At 69.9% G+C, this 14,164-nt stretch carries 11 protein-coding genes; 10 read left to right on the top strand and 1 reads right to left on the bottom strand.

Going from position 1 to position 14,164, the window contains the following annotated elements; all coding sequences use genetic code 11:
- The first annotated feature begins 149 nt into the window (after positions 1-149).
- From RAN62_RS17810 to RAN62_RS17845, 8 genes are all read left to right on the top strand, one after another.
- Positions 150-392, top strand: coding sequence for an acyl carrier protein (locus RAN62_RS17810; protein WP_372338996.1), 243 nt, complete (start codon positions 150-152; stop codon positions 390-392).
- A complete protein-coding gene (locus RAN62_RS17815) occupies positions 385-1,122 on the top strand; it encodes an SDR family NAD(P)-dependent oxidoreductase (protein WP_305785797.1) in 738 nt (245 codons plus the stop codon). The genes RAN62_RS17810 and RAN62_RS17815 overlap by 8 nt, the downstream gene beginning before the upstream one ends.
- Entirely contained in the window at positions 1,119-2,450 is a 1,332-nt protein-coding gene (locus RAN62_RS17820) for an AMP-binding protein (RefSeq protein WP_305785798.1), read from the top strand. Before RAN62_RS17815 ends, RAN62_RS17820 begins: the two co-directional genes overlap by 4 nt.
- Positions 2,447-3,484 carry a LuxE/PaaK family acyltransferase gene (locus tag RAN62_RS17825; RefSeq protein ID WP_305785799.1) on the top strand — a complete coding sequence of 346 codons (1,038 nt, stop codon included), beginning with the start codon at positions 2,447-2,449 and terminating at the stop codon, positions 3,482-3,484. Before RAN62_RS17820 ends, RAN62_RS17825 begins: the two co-directional genes overlap by 4 nt.
- Before the next feature lies 1 nt (position 3,485).
- Positions 3,486-4,664 carry an acyl-CoA reductase gene (locus tag RAN62_RS17830; protein ID WP_305785800.1) on the top strand — a complete coding sequence of 393 codons (1,179 nt, stop codon included), beginning with the start codon at positions 3,486-3,488 and terminating at the stop codon, positions 4,662-4,664.
- A 10-nt stretch (positions 4,665-4,674) separates the two neighbouring features.
- Positions 4,675-5,676, top strand: a complete 1,002-nt coding sequence (locus RAN62_RS17835; protein ID WP_305785801.1) for a glycosyltransferase family 2 protein — start codon at positions 4,675-4,677, stop codon at positions 5,674-5,676.
- Positions 5,673-8,081 (top strand): hypothetical protein, encoded by a 2,409-nt coding sequence (locus RAN62_RS17840; RefSeq protein ID WP_305785802.1) that lies wholly within the window; start codon positions 5,673-5,675, stop codon positions 8,079-8,081. The genes RAN62_RS17835 and RAN62_RS17840 overlap by 4 nt, the downstream gene beginning before the upstream one ends.
- A 2,053-nt stretch (positions 8,082-10,134) precedes the next feature.
- Positions 10,135-10,629, top strand: coding sequence for a MarR family winged helix-turn-helix transcriptional regulator (locus tag RAN62_RS17845; RefSeq protein WP_305785803.1), 495 nt, complete (start codon positions 10,135-10,137; stop codon positions 10,627-10,629).
- Between the two features lie 140 nt (positions 10,630-10,769).
- On the opposite strand, the gene RAN62_RS17850 is transcribed toward RAN62_RS17845, so the two are convergent.
- Complete coding sequence (locus RAN62_RS17850) at positions 10,770-11,903, bottom strand: serine hydrolase domain-containing protein (RefSeq protein WP_305785804.1); 1,134 nt, start codon at positions 11,901-11,903, stop codon at positions 10,770-10,772.
- Between the two features lie 123 nt (positions 11,904-12,026).
- Between RAN62_RS17850 and RAN62_RS17855 the strand changes: the two genes are divergently transcribed.
- Together RAN62_RS17855 and RAN62_RS17860 are read left to right on the top strand one after the other, a co-directional pair.
- The gene (locus tag RAN62_RS17855; RefSeq protein WP_305785805.1) at positions 12,027-13,301 is read left to right on the top strand and encodes a sensor histidine kinase; all 1,275 of its coding nucleotides are present in this window, start codon (positions 12,027-12,029) and stop codon (positions 13,299-13,301) included.
- Between the two features lie 148 nt (positions 13,302-13,449).
- Entirely contained in the window at positions 13,450-14,103 is a 654-nt protein-coding gene (locus RAN62_RS17860; protein ID WP_305785806.1) for a LuxR C-terminal-related transcriptional regulator, read from the top strand.
- Positions 14,104-14,164 lie beyond the last annotated feature (61 nt).

Genomic DNA, 14,164 nt, shown 5'->3' on the forward strand with positions numbered 1-14,164 from the left:
AGCATAATCACGAGATCCAGCATTTCCAGGGGCTGCGGAAGATGCCCGTCGCTATTCATGCCGAGTTCATTTGCGCGTGGTCGTGACGTTGCGGGACCTGCGGCATGGTTGACCTCCTCTGAACAACCCCCATTGGAGTCGAACCCGTGATCGAGCTGCAGAGACTGCGTGAAGTGTTCCGGACCGCCCTGGACCTGGAGCCGGACGCGCCCGTCGACGATCTGCACTACCAGGACAACGAGAAGTGGGACTCGCTCGCGCACATGTCGCTGGTGGCCGCGCTCGAAGATGAATTCTCGGTGATGATCGACACCGATGACGTCATCAACATGTCCTCTTTTGCGGAGGCAATGCGAATCCTCGGTAAATACGGGGTGGACTTCAATGAGTGAGCGGGTGGCGCTGGTTACCGGCGCCTCCCGGGGGATCGGCTACGCCACGGCGGCCCGGCTCGCCGAGCAGGGCTACGACCTCGTCGTGCACGGGCTGCGGGCCGAGGCGGCCGAGCTTGCCGCCGAGGAGCTCGCCGGCAAGCACGGCGTCACGGTCGTGCCTACGCACGGTGACGTTGCCGACCCGGCGACGAGCAAGGCGATGATGCGGACGGCGTTCGAGACGTTCAAGCGCCTGGACGCGCTCGTCGTCAACGCCGGCCTGCACGCGGCGGGCGTGCTCGGGATGACCCCCGACGCGTCGATCGAGCGCCTGTTCGCCGTCAACGCGGCCGGGGCGGCGTACACCCTGCAGAATGCCGTCCGGTTGCTCGGCCGCGGCACCGACCCGGCCGTGGTGCTGCTCTCCTCGGTGACCGGGGAGCAGGGCATCGCCGGGCAGGCCGTCTATGCCGCCTCCAAGGCCGCGGTGAGCGGCCTGACGAAGTCGGCCGCCAAGGAGCTCGGACCCCGCGGGATCCGGGTCAACGCCGTGGCGCCCGGCTTCATCGCCACCGACATGCTGGACACCCTCGACGAGGCCGGCCGGGCCGAGCGCATCGCGGGCACCGCGCTGCGCCGCCTGGGCGAGGCCGGCGAGGTGGCCGACGTGATCGCATTCCTGCTCTCCGCCCAGGCCCGGTTCGTCACCGGGCAGGTGCTGGGGGTCGACGGAGGAATCTCGCTGTGAATCTGCTCCAGCCCGGGGCGCGGGTCGTCGACGCCGCGACCGGGGAGTCCCTGGACTCCGCCGACGTCTCGTCCGCGGCGACATACTTCGATTCCCGGCCGCCCGGCGTGGTGTTCGCGCTGTTCGCGACCACTGTGCCCGCTGTCGCGCGCTATCTCGGCGCGTTGGCGGCCGGGCGGCCGATCGCCTTGCTCGATCCCGGTCTGCATGAAGACGCCCTGCACGACTATGTCGCCCGCTTCGAGCCGGCCCTGGTCACCGGCGTCTCCTCGGCGCCGCCCGCGGGTTACACCGCCGACGGGGACGTGTGGGTCCGCGAAACGCCGGCCGCCCCGGTGCACCCCGATCTCGCGCTGCTGCTCACGACCAGCGGCTCGACGGGCAACCCGAAGCTGGTCCGGCTCAGCCGCGCCGCGCTGCTCGCGAACACGTCCGGGATCGTGGCCAGCCTCGGGATCACCCCGGACGAGGTCGCCGTGACGACGTTGCCGCTCTTCTACTCGTACGGGATGTCGGTGCTGAACAGCCATCTGCTGGCCGGCGCCACCGTGGTCCTCGAGCGGGGCGGCCTGCTGCAGCGCGACTTCTGGACCGTCGTCACCGATCACAAGGTGACGTCGCTCGCCGCGGTCCCGTACCAGTACGAGATGCTCCGCCGGCTCAAGTTCGACCCGGCCAAGTACCCGGCGCTGCGCACGATGACCCAGGCCGGCGGGCGGCTGCGCACCGAGCTGGTCACCGACTTCGCGGCGCGCATGGCCACCGTGGGCGGGCGCCTGGTCGTCATGTACGGCCAGACCGAGGCCGGCCCGCGCATGTCCGCCCTGCCCGCCGACCGGCTCGCCGACAAGCTCGGCTCCGCCGGTCTGCCGTTGCCCGGCGGCTCCTTCACCATCGAGGACGACCAGGTCGTCTATCGGGGACCCAACGTCATGATGGGGTACGCGTCCACGGCCGCCGATCTGGCCCGCGGCGACGACCAGAACGGCGTCCTGCCCACCGGGGACCTGGGACATCTGGACGACGAGGGTTTCCTCTTCCTCACCGGTCGCCTCAAACGGATCGGCAAGGTCTTCGGCGTACGCGTGAACCTCGACGACATCGAGAAGAAGCTGGCCGCGCACGGGGCCGTCGCGGCGGTGGCCGGGGACGACAAGCTGCACGTCTTCGTCGAGGGCGCCGACTCCGCTCTCTCCCGTGCCGTGCGCGGAGAGCTGGCCGAGTTCCTCGGCACCCACTCGTCGGGGATCGACGTGCGCGGGATCGAGGCCCTGCCGCTGCTGCCGACCGGCAAGATCGACTATCGCTCGCTGGAGGCCCTGGTATGAGCGTCTTCACCATGGACGCCGCGACTCGTTCATCCCTGCTGCTCGAGGAACTGTCTTCGCTCACGGACTTCCACCGCTCGCACTCGGTGGAGTATGACCGCATTTTGACCGCTTCCGGCTTCACCTCCGCCTCATCGGTGGCGGACCTGCCGTGGCTGCCCGTGCGGCTCTTCAAGAACCTGACGCTGAAGAGCATCCCGGACGACGAGGTCTTCAAGGTCCTCACGTCCAGCGGCACCACGGGCGAGGTCAGCAAGATCTACCTCGACAAGCACGCCGCCGCCGAGCAGACCCGCCGCCTGGGCGCGACCCTGCAGACCGTGCTCGGCCCGTCCCGGCTGCCGATGATCCTGGTCGACTCGAAGGGCATCCTCAAGGATCGCCGCTCGTTCAGCGCGCGGGGGGCCGGGGTGCTCGGCATGGCCACCTTCGGCCGTGACCACGCCTGGGCCCTCGACCCGTCGGGTGCGCCGGACCTCGAGGCGCTGCGCGGCTTCCTGGCCAAGCACGGGGACAAGCCGTTCCTCATCTTCGGCTTCACGTACCTGGTGTGGCTGCACCTCTACGAGGTCGCGCGGGACAACGGGCTCGACCTGAGCAATGGCATCCTGATCCACTCGGGCGGCTGGAAGAAGCTCGTCGACCAGGCCGTGTCGCCCGCGGAGTTCCGGCGCCGGCTCCAGGCGGACACCGGGCTGACGCACGTGCACAACTACTACGGCATGGTCGAGCAGATCGGGACGATCTTTCTCGAGGGGCCGTCCGGCGGGTCGCTCTACTGCCCCGACTTCGCCGACGTCATCATCCGCAACCCCACGACGTGGGAGGAACAGCCCGTCGGTGAGCCCGGCCTGATCGAGGTGGTGAGCACGCTGCCGACCTCGTACCCGGGGCACATTTTGCTCACCGAGGACCTGGGCGTGCTTGACGGCATCGACGACGGGGACTGGCCGGGGAAGCGCTTCTCCGTGCTGGGCCGGTTGCCGCGAGCCGAGGCCCGGGGCTGCAGCGACACGTACCGAGAGGCCGCCTGACATGCAGATTCGCTTCGGTTCCGCGGAGCTCTCGGACGAGCGTCTGGCCGTCGGCGACCCGCGCGTGGTCGACTTCCTCGGCAAGTTCTCCCGCAAGCTCCTGGCCGTCTCGCGCCGGCACCCCGAGCTCGGCTCGCTGGGCTTCTTCCTGCGCCCGGCCGAGCTGCAGCGCGCGGTGGCCCGCATGGCGTCGACCGACAACACCTATGTCTTCCCGCGCGGCAACGTCTTCCACGTGCCGCCGGCCAACGTGGACACCATCTTCGTCTACTCGTGGGCGCTGTCCGCGCTCGCCGGCAACCACAACGTCGTGCGCATCTCGTCGCGGTCGGCGGGCGCGGCGGAGACCGTGCTCGAGGCGCTCAACGCCACGCTGCCCGAGGCCGATCCGATCATCGGACGGACCCAGAGCATGATCACGTACGGGCGGGACGACGCGATCACGGCACGGTTCTCCGCGTGGTGCGACCTGCGCGTCATCTGGGGCGGGGACGCGGCCGTGGACGCGCTGCGGCGGCACCCGTTGCGGCCGTCCGCCCGGGACTTGACGTTCCCCGACCGTACGTCGTGGGCTGCTCTTTCCGTGCCCGGCTGGCTCGCCTCCTCCGCCGAAGCGCGGCGCGGTGCCGTGGTCGGGTTCGCGAACGACGCCTACTGGTTCGACCAGGCCGCGTGCTCGTCGCCGCGGACGGTGTTCCTGGTCGGCGGATCGCCGTCGCAGGCCGAGGCGGTTCAAGCGGAGTTCCTGCCCGCGCTCGGTGAGGTCGTGGCCAAGCGCGGCTGGGTCGTCGACGCCGCGATGGCCGTGGAGAAGCGGGTCAACGCGTACGGGCTGGCCGCCTCGGGCGCCGTCTCGGCGATCGCCTTCCCGGAGAACGCCGTCACCTCGCTCGCGCTGGCCGACCCGTCGGACGCGCCGCGCCGCTGGATCGGGGCGGGCGCCTTCCCGTTCGCGCACGTGGCCTCGCTGGCCGAGCTCGTGCCCGCGATGAACCGCCAGGACCAGACGTTCAGCCACTTCGGCTTCGCGCCCGCGGAGCTGCGCTCGTTCGCCGGGGCCCTGGCCGGCCGCGGCGTCGACCGCATCGTCCCCTTCGGCTCGGCGCTGACGTTCAGCTCGGTCTGGGACGGCTACGACCTGCCGCGCGAGTTCACGCGGCTGACCACGCTCGAGACGTAGGGAAGACCCCTTGCAGAGCATCGTGCTGTCGGTCGTCGTACCGATGTACAACGAGGAAGCCGTGATCCCGGCCCTCGTCGACCGCCTGCGCCCGGCCCTCGACGGCCTCGGCGTCGCGTACGAGGTGGTCGCGGTGGACGACGGCAGCGCCGACCGGACCGCCGAGCTGGTGCTCTCCCGGGGTGCCGAGTGGCACGAGCTCCGCCTGGTGCAGCTGCGCCGCAACAGTGGTCACCAGGCGGCGCTCACCGCGGGCCTGCACCGCGCCCGGGGCCAGTGGGTCGTCAGCATCGACGCCGACCTGCAGGATCCGCCCGAGACCATCGCGGAGATGTTGCGCACCGCGCGGGACGAGGGCGTCGACGTCGTGTACGGAGTCCGCTCCGACCGCAGCACCGACACGCCCTTCAAGCGGCACACCGCGGGCGCCTACTACCGCGTCATGCGCCGCCTGGTCGGGGGCGACGTGCCCGCTCAGGCCGGCGACTTCCGGCTGCTCAGCCGCGAGGTGGTCGACGTGCTGAAGGCGCTGCCGGAGCGGGCGCCGGTCTATCGGCTGCTCGTACCGTCGCTCGGCTTCGCCTCGGCCACCGTGCCCTACGCCCGCGAGAAACGGGCCGCCGGCGAGACCAAATATCCGCTGCGCAAGATGGTCGCCCTGGCCTGGGACAGCGCGGCCAACTTCTCGGCGGCGCCGCTGCGGCTGGCCACCTGGCTCGGGGTGACGGCGTTCCTGGCCTGCCTCGCCCTCATGGTCTTCGGCGTGATCGTCTGGTCGAACGGCACGGTGATCCCGGGCTGGACGTCGCTGTTCCTGGCCGTGCTGCTGCTCTCGGCCGTGCAGCTGATCTGCCTCGGGTTGCTGGGGGAGTACGTCGCGCGGATCTACCGGACCGTGCAGAGCCGTCCGACATTCCACATCGGATTCGACTCGGCCTCCGCTCCCTCCGCTTCCTCCGCTCCCTCCGCTTCCGGGATCCCGCAGCAGCGTTCGCCCGCGGCGGTGCGGTGACAGTCGTTCTCCTCCGACGCCTGCCCTGGCTGTTGTTCGGCGCCGTCTTCGTTGTCGCGCTGCTCCTCAACGATGTGGGGCCGGCTGCCGTAGCCCTATACTCGGCCTACTTCGCGATCGGTGTCGTGCTGCCCGGCACGCTCGTGTACCGGGCGTTTCGGGGCTCCTTCGACGTGGGCTTGGGCGCCGCCACCGGGCTGCTCGTGCAGATCGTGGGGTGGGCGCTGGCCGCTGCCACGGGGCTGCAGCAGCTGCTGTGGTGCTGGCCGCTGCTCGTGATCGGGGCGTTCGTGGCCGTACCGTCGCTGCGCCGGAACTGGCGCCGCCCGCCCGGCCCCGGCCTGCCGCTGCGGTGGCACTGGGCGATGAGCGCGGTGCTGTTGCTCACGGTCGGCTGGGCCGCCTCCTCGTGGGTGCTGATCCCGGTCCCGCCCGCGGACGCCTCCTACTATCCGGACCTCATGTACCACCTCGCGCTCGTGCACGAGATGACGCGCTCGATGCCGTTCGAGGTGCCGCAGCTCGCCGGCGACACGCTGCGCTACCACTATCTGTCCGACGCCGACATGGCCGCCGCGAGCATGATCACCGGCCTGCCGGCAGAGCTCGTCCTGACCCGGCTGTGGATGGTGCCGATCGCCGCCACGGCCGCGCTGGTGGTCGCCGCGCTCGCCCGCGAGGTGAGCGGACGGTGGTGGGCGGGCCCACTGGCGGCGGCGGTCGCGCTGATCGGCGCGCCGCTCACGCTGGGCGGCGAACTCGTGCCGTACGGGAACAGCCCGCTTGTGTTCGCCAGCCCCTCGCAGACGTACGCGATCCCGCTCCTGGGTCTGCTGACCCTGATCGCCGTCGACCTGCTGCGGGGCGGGCGCCTCGGACCGGTCTGGTTCCTCGTTCCGGTGCTGGCGCTGGCCTGCGCGGGGGCCAAGTCCAGCGCGCTGCCGCCCCTGGTCGCCGGCGTCGCCCTGTGTTTCCTCGTCAAACGCCGGTCGTGGGCGGTCTTCGGCTTTCTGGTCGCGCTCTTGATTCCCATGTACGTGGGTACGCGGCTCTTCGCGGGCGGCGGTGCCGGCACTTTGGGCGTGCAACCGCTCAGCGTCCTGCGCTGGATGCCGCCCTATGCCGAGACACTCGGCGTGAACGACGGCGTGTCGGCCGGTGGCCTGCTGCCCCCGGGATTGCAGGGCGCGAGCGGCCCGGCGTGGGCCTTCGTCGCCGGGATCATCGTGTGGTGGCTGCTCATGGAGTCGCCGCGCTGGCTCGGTGTCTTCCATGTGTCCGCGCGCCAAGACCCGGCGTACTGGCTGCTGAGCGGCATGATCCTGGCCGGCCTGGGCGCGATGTGGCTGCTGTGGCATCCGTCGGCGAGTCAGCTCTATTTCTTTTTGTGCGCCTTGCCGGCCGGCGCCATCGTGACCACGTGGCTCCTCGCCGATCAGGTGCGCCGGTGGTGGATTCCGGTGGTCGGGCTCGTCGCCGGGGCGGCGTGGTCGGTCCTGGCCCCGAACGTCTTCACGCCGGCCGCCCGGAACTCCTGGCACGACTGGTCGTGGACCATGGCGACGCCGGTGTTGCGGGCTCTTTTGGCGGTTGGTGCCGGGCTGGTGCTGGTGCTCGTGGTGGTGCTGCGCAAGAGGGTGCGGCCCTCAACGGTGGCGGTGGCCGCCGCCCCGGCTTCTGCTTCGCTGGCTGGCCCGGGTTCTGCTTCGCTGGCCGCTTCGGGTTCTGCTTCGCTGGCTGGCCCGGGTTCTGCTCCGCTGGCCGCTCCGCGCTCTGCTCCGCTCGGCGCCCCGCGTTCAGCTCGGCCCGCCTCTTTGCCCGCCTCTTTGCCCGCCGCTTTGCTCGCCTCTTCGCTCGCCGCTTTGCTCTCTGCTCTGCTCGGAGCGAGCGTGGCCGGAGGCGTGGAAACCCAGGCCCGCACGTTGTGGGCGGCGGCCTTCAACGATCCCGCGCCTCTCCCCATCACGCGCACCGTCTTCCGCGAGGAGATGAGCGCCGCCCTCTGGGTCAACGCCAACACTCCCACCAACGACGTGATCGCCACCAACGTCCACTGCATGCCCATGAACCGCTACAAGCCCTGCGACGCCCGAGCCTTCTGGGTCTCCGGCCTCACCGGCCGCCGAGTCCTCGTCGAAAGCTGGGCCTACTCCGACGCCACCGTAGCCGCCAACGGCAAAGACGGCCTCAAATACGTCCTCCAACCCGCTCCCGACCCCATCGCCTTCGACCTCAACCAAAGAATCTTCACCGCCCCCACCCCCACCGACCTCAACACCCTCCGAACCCAATACGGCGTCAAATGGCTGATCGCCGACCTCCGAGCCGGCAAAATCTCCCCCGCCCTAGCCACCCTCACCAAACTCCGCCGAACCGAAGGCCCCATAACCATCTACGAACTCTGACCACCCACCCCACCTCCCCCGCTCCCGTCTCATCCCATCCCGTCCCACCCGTCCGTCCCGTCCCACCCGTCCGTCCTGTCCCACCCGTCCGTCCCGTCCCACCCGTCCGTCCCGTCCCGTCCCACCCGTCCGTCCCGTCCCACCCGTCCGTCCCGTCCCGTCCCGTCCCGTCCGACCCAAGCTCGCCCGCCTCAAGCCCCGCCTCGCCCCAACCCAAACCCATCCCAACCGCCACCCACCGCAAGCCCAACCCCGCACCCCAAGCTCGACCCCGCGTCTTGGGCCCGGCCCGTGCCTGAAGTGCCGCCCCGCACCTCAAGCCCGACCTCCTGCCAGGCAAGATCATGTGAGCGACTGCTGCAGCTGGGGTCAAGGCGGGCGTTGCCCTCACGCGGAGCGTCAACGTGGAAGATGCAGTGTTGGCCGAAGCCGGTGTGTGCGCTCTCGCCGAGACCCGTACTGTCGGTGAGCTCGCGGTCAAGGCATGAGCACCTATCGCGCTGCACGTCGAAGCGGGAAGTGCCATAGTGTCCGGCGCTGAAATGCGAGCGACAACTGCGGCCGGAACCAAAGCACTGCGTCCCGCGGCACCCGAAGTCGAAGCCGAACCGGCCTCTGCCCTCGGAGCCGGGCTGGGCGCCGCGCTTGGAGCTGGACCGGCCTTTGCGCTCGGAGCTGGACCGGATTTTGCGCTTGGAGCCGGGCTGGGCGCCGCGCTCGAAGCTGGACCGGATTTTGCGCTCGGAGCTGGACCGGCCTTTGCGCTTGTAGCTAGACCGGATTTTGCGCTCGGAGCCGGGCTGGGCACCGCGCTCGAAGCCGAACCGGACTTTGCGCTCGGAGCCGGGCTGGGCGCCCCGCTCGAAGCCGGACCGAACTCTGCCCTCGGAGCCGGGATGGGCGCCGCGCTCGAAGCTCGACTGGGTACCGCGCTCGAAGTCGGACTTGGCACCGCACTCGAAGCCGACACCACAGGCTGGCGTCCAACCGGAAGCGTCGATTGCGATGACGCCTTCTCTGTCCTCGGCCGTACCGGCGGAGCCGGCACAACGAGCGTCGGCCCGCTGCCATCCTCCTTCGAGCCCACCGGCCGCGGTGCGATGCAGCCCTCGTGCAGCTGGCGCAACCGCTCGGTGTGGCGCCGGTACTTCCCCCACGCGCGGCGAACCTCATGCTCGCGACGAAAGGCATCGCGCTCGGCCGAATAATGGCGCGACCGTGTCCGATCGCGCATGTCGGCCAAGCGCTCCGCCGAGAACATGGAAAGCTGCCCCATGGCTCAAAGTATCCCGCGATCCCTGAACGAAATCGACTCGGATCAGCGCTGAAGCGTGCCACAATCCGGTACCAGCGGTGACGCTCGTCTCGCGCAATCGATTTGACAATCATCGACCATCCCACCTTCGGCCTGACGTCGTCCTGGAATGGTTGCATCAAGCAGTTGGAAATGACTTAAGTAAGAATCATCAAGCGCAGTGAAGCGTTCGGTCGCTAGTCATGCCCGCTGCCGTCCTGGTAGGAGTTGCGTCCGTCCGCTGGCCGCCGGGCGGGTACCAGTAGCCGGCGCGAACCCAGTCCGTCGGGGCTCGCCGAGGCACGGTACGCAAGTTATCCACAGGGCTGTGGACAACTTGTCGACCGTGCCGCCGAGGCTGTTTAAGGTGGTGGCCCCCGGGTGGGTGGGCTACGTCAGGGGCGCAACGTCGATGCCGCTGCCCCGGCGCCGCCATGTCGGTGCCGCTGCGTCAGCGTCGCTACGTCAGGGGTGGTGCGTCAGGGGTGGTGCGTCGGGAGTGGCGCCTCGGGGGCGGGGCGTCAGGGCGCTGGGGTGAGGGAGTCGCGCCGGGACGGTGGGGAAGGGCGTGGTGCGGGCGACCTGCGCCGCTGCTGTCCATGGCGCCAGGATGTGGGGGAGCTGCGGACCGTCGGGGGGCGGTCGCGTCAGTGGCGGACCGGAGTGGGAGGTCGATCGGCGGTTCGGTGACCCTGCGGCGCGGAGCCGAGATCGTTGCGGATTGTTCAGGTTCGAATTGGAAGCAAGTATTGTGGGGTGGTGACGCGAGGGCATGATTTGGATCCGGCGAAGCTGGCTGCCTACTTGGCGCTCAAGGAGGTTTCCAGTCTTCTTCAGGATGCGGTTGAGCAGCAGCTCAAGGCGGATGGTGGGCTTACGGGGACGCAGTTTCAGATCTTGGCCATGCTGGGTGATGCTCCTCGAAACACCATGCGGATGACTGATCTTGCGGATGGCATTGTGCACAGCCGGAGTGGGTTGACGTATCAGGCGGCGCAGTTGGAGAAGAGTGGGCTGGTTACTCGGGGGCCCAGTGCGGATGATGAGCGCAGCACGGTTGTCACGCTTACCGAGGCGGGGCGGGGGCTTCTTTTGCAGGTGCTGCCGGGGCATGTTGAGGTGGTGCAGGAGCTTCTGCTCGACACGCTCAGTGATGCTGATATTGCGGCGATCACCGACATCATGGGGCGGGTGCGGACTTCGATGCGGGCGCGGCCGCCTCGGTCGGCTCGGCGCGCCCAACCGAAGGCCTAGGAAACGAGAGACCTAGGAAACGAGAGACCTAGGAACGAGAGACCTGGGAAGCGAGAGACCTAGGAAATAAGAGACCCAGCATTAAGAGACCCAGAAACGAGAGACTCAGGAAGCGCAGCCAATACCTGGGAGGACCAGACCTAGGAGACAGCCTGAGCGTGCGTCACCGCCCGCTGTTCGGCCGCCGCGGAGTGGATCATGGCGGCGATGGCCTCCATCGGGTCGTCGTCCGTGGTGCCCAGGTAGTTCTTGGTGATGGCGATGGCGAGCTTCAACTCGGGGTAGAAGCCGGCCAGGCTGCCCCCGTTGCCGCTCCAGCCGAAGCGGGCCCCGCCCAGCTGGGAGACGTACCCCAGGGTCTTGGGCAGGTCGCCGTTGAAGGCCCAGTCCGGGCCGCTGGTCAGCACCGTGGTGACATCCTGGAGGTGGCCCTGCGAGATCAGGCGGACGCCGTCGACGTGGCCCATGAGGGCGGCGTACATGCGAGCCATGGCGCGGGCGCTGACCGTGGCCACCGCGGGGATGTCGGTCTGCATGATGTCGCGGCGGTTGGCGAGGGCGGCTTCCGGGCGTACGCCGGGGGGTGCGATGTCGTCGAAATGCTCGATGTTCGCGCTGAGCTGGTCCAGGGCCATGCGCCAGTTGCGGTCCTTGAGGCGGGCGCAGCGGTTGAGTTCCTGGGGCGGGACGCCGAAGAAGAGCTCGCGGTCCGCGCCCAGGGGGCGGGCGATGTCCTCGGCGACCACCCAGGCGATCGGGCGCTGGGTGGCGCGGCGGACGACCTCGCCGATCAGCCAGCCCCAGGTCCACTCGTGGAAGCCGTGCCGGGTGCCCGGGGCCCAGGACGGGGTGGAGCCCGCGATAGTGCGGCACATGCGGTCCCAGTCCAGAAAATCTTCAGGCGTCGTGTACGACGGGAGCGCCGGCACCCCGGCCGAGTGCGTCAGGGCGTGGCGCAGCGTCGTCGCGCCCTTGTCGTGCCGTGCGTACTCGGGCCAGACGTCGGCGATGCGCAGGTCATAGCTGATCTTGCCCTTCTCCGCCAGGACGTGGACCGCCGTGGCGGTGAGTCCCTTGCCGGTGGAGAAGCTGAAGAACGGGGTGTCCGGGGTGACCCGGGCGCCCGTCGACTCGTCGGCGAGCCCGGAGACCGCGTTGACGATGAGCTCGCCGTCGAGGTACGCGGCGACCTGCACGCCGATCTCGCGGCCCGCGAACACCAGCGAGTCGATCTGCCGCTGCACGGCGGCCTGGAGGTTCATCCAGCTGGTCACCGGATCAGCATCGCGCAGTGAGCAACCTGTCATGGGGAAAATACCCAAGGTAGGGCCAGCACTACCTCGAAGTGGGCAGCGAGCGGTATCGGCACAGCTGCCCCGGCCGCATAGATTCGCCTCATGAATTCCACCCGCCGGGTGTTCCGCCAGGTCGGCCTCGACACCCAGTACGTTCTTCTCGGCTTCCCGCTGGGCCTCGTGACCCTGGTGCTCACCCTGACCGGGCTGGGCCTGGGCATCGGTCTCGGTGTCCTGTGGTTCGGTGTGCCGCTCCTCGCCGGCACGCTCATGGTCTCGCGCGGCTTCGCCACGATCGAGCGGCACCGGCTCGGTCCGGTGCTCGGGCGGCAGCTGCCCCACCCCTATTACAAGAAGACCGCGCCCGGGCAGCCGTGGGTGCGCAAGCTGATCACCCCGATCACCGACGGCCAGTCGTGGCTCGACTGGGTGCACGGCCTGTTGCGGTTCATCCCGAGCACGATCGCGTTCTGTTTCACCGTCGTCTGGTGGGCGGGGCTGCTGGCCGGCTTCACCTACTGGGCCTGGGGCTGGACGGTTCCCAACGGTCCCGACGACCAGCAGCTGCCCGAGCTGCTGGGCATGGGCGACTCCTTCGGCGTGGCCGCCGTCTTCTATCTGGCGCTCGGCATCTTCTTCCTCGGCACGCTCTATCCGGTTATGCGGGGGGTGGCGATCATGGAGGCCGCGTTCGCCCGGGGCCTGCTGACCGGGGTGAGCGAGCTGCGGGAGCAGGTCGCCGAGGCCACCGCCGCCCGCGACACCGCCCAGGCGCAGAAGGCGGCCGCGGTCTCGGCCGAGGCCACCGCGCTGCGCCGGCTCGAGCGGGACATCCACGACGGCCCGCAGCAGCGGCTGGTCCGGCTGGCGATGGATCTGGGCCGGGCCGAGCAGCAGTTCGCCACGAATCCCGAGGCGGCCCGCGCGACCGTCGCCGAGGCGCTGGCGCAGACCCGCGAGACGCTGGACGAGTTGCGGGCGCTCTCCCGCGGCATCGCCCCGCCGATCCTGGTCGACCGGGGTCTCCAGGCGGCGCTCACCGCCCTGGCCGGCCGGTGCACCGTGCCGGTGGACCTGGACGCGCCCGTCGCCGAGCGGCTGGACCCGGCCGTCGAGAGCACCGCCTACTTCGTGGTCGCCGAGGCGCTCACCAACGTCGCCAAGCACAGCCACGCGGCCGAGGTCCAGGTGACGGTCCGGCGTGAGGTCACCGGCCTGATGATCACCGTGGCGGACGACGGGGTCGGCGGCGCCAGCGCGGCCAAGGGGCACGGGCTGGCCGGCCTCGGCGACCGGGTGGAGGCCGCGGGCGGCGTGCTGAGCGTCACCAGCCCGGCCGGCGGCGGCACCACCCTGACAGTCGCCTTGCCCCTGTAAGCGGCCGGCAAGACGGAAGCCCCGGGCGGGAACGGAAGCGGCCGGGCAAGACGGAAGCGGCCGGGTAAAGACGGGAGCGCCGGGTAAGAGGGGGAGCGGACGAGAGCGGTGAGGCAAGCACAGCCCGGCAGCGGTTACGCTGCCGGGCATGCGCGTGGTAATTGCCGATGACGCCGTCCTCTTGCGCGAAGGGCTCGTCCGCCTCGTCCAGGAGAACGGCTGGACGGTCGAGGCGGCGGTCGGCGACGGGCCGTCCCTGGTGGTGGCGATCGAGAAGCACCGCCCCGACATCTCCATCGTGGACGTGCGCATGCCGCCCACCCACACCGACGAGGGCCTGCGCGCCGCCGTCGAGGCGCGGTCGCGCGTGCCCGGGTCGCCGATCCTGGTGCTGTCGCAGTACGTCGAGGTGGCCTACGCCGACGACCTGCTCGCCGATCGCCGGGGCGCGGTCGGCTATCTGCTCAAGGATCGGGTCGCCGAGGTCGCCGACTTCCTCGACGCGCTGCGCCAGGTCTCCGGCGGCGCCACGATCCTCGACCCTGAGGTCATCAGCCAGCTGCTGGTCCGCCGGCGCCGCGACGACCCCCTGCGTACGCTGACGCCGCGCGAGCGGGAGGTCCTGAGCCTCATGGCCGAGGGCCGCTCGAACACCGCCATCGCCCGGAAGATGGTCGTCACCGAGGGCGCGGTCGAGAAGCACGTCCGCAACATCTTCACGAAGCTCAGCCTGCACCAGGACGAGGAGCAACACCGCCGCGTCCTGGCAGTGTTGACCTACCTGCAGGGGGAAAAAGGGTAGGGCTGGCACCACCCCGGACCGGGGTGCTGAGGGGATCGTTGCCGATCGCCGTTCTCCCTAG

Origin of the sequence: Symbioplanes lichenis, assembly GCF_030709675.1 — a bacterium.
Lineage (GTDB): Bacteria > Actinomycetota > Actinomycetes > Mycobacteriales > Micromonosporaceae > Actinoplanes > Actinoplanes lichenis.

Coding starts and splice junctions, on each gene's coding strand:
- RAN62_RS17860 (WP_305785806.1), top strand. CDS start 13,450: ATGCGCGTGGTAATTGCCGATGACGCCGTCCTCTTGCGCGAAGGGCTC.
- RAN62_RS17830 (WP_305785800.1), top strand. CDS start 3,486: ATGCAGATTCGCTTCGGTTCCGCGGAGCTCTCGGACGAGCGTCTGGCC.
- RAN62_RS17815 (WP_305785797.1), top strand. CDS start 385: ATGAGTGAGCGGGTGGCGCTGGTTACCGGCGCCTCCCGGGGGATCGGC.
- RAN62_RS17855 (WP_305785805.1), top strand. CDS start 12,027: ATGAATTCCACCCGCCGGGTGTTCCGCCAGGTCGGCCTCGACACCCAG.
- RAN62_RS17825 (WP_305785799.1), top strand. CDS start 2,447: ATGAGCGTCTTCACCATGGACGCCGCGACTCGTTCATCCCTGCTGCTC.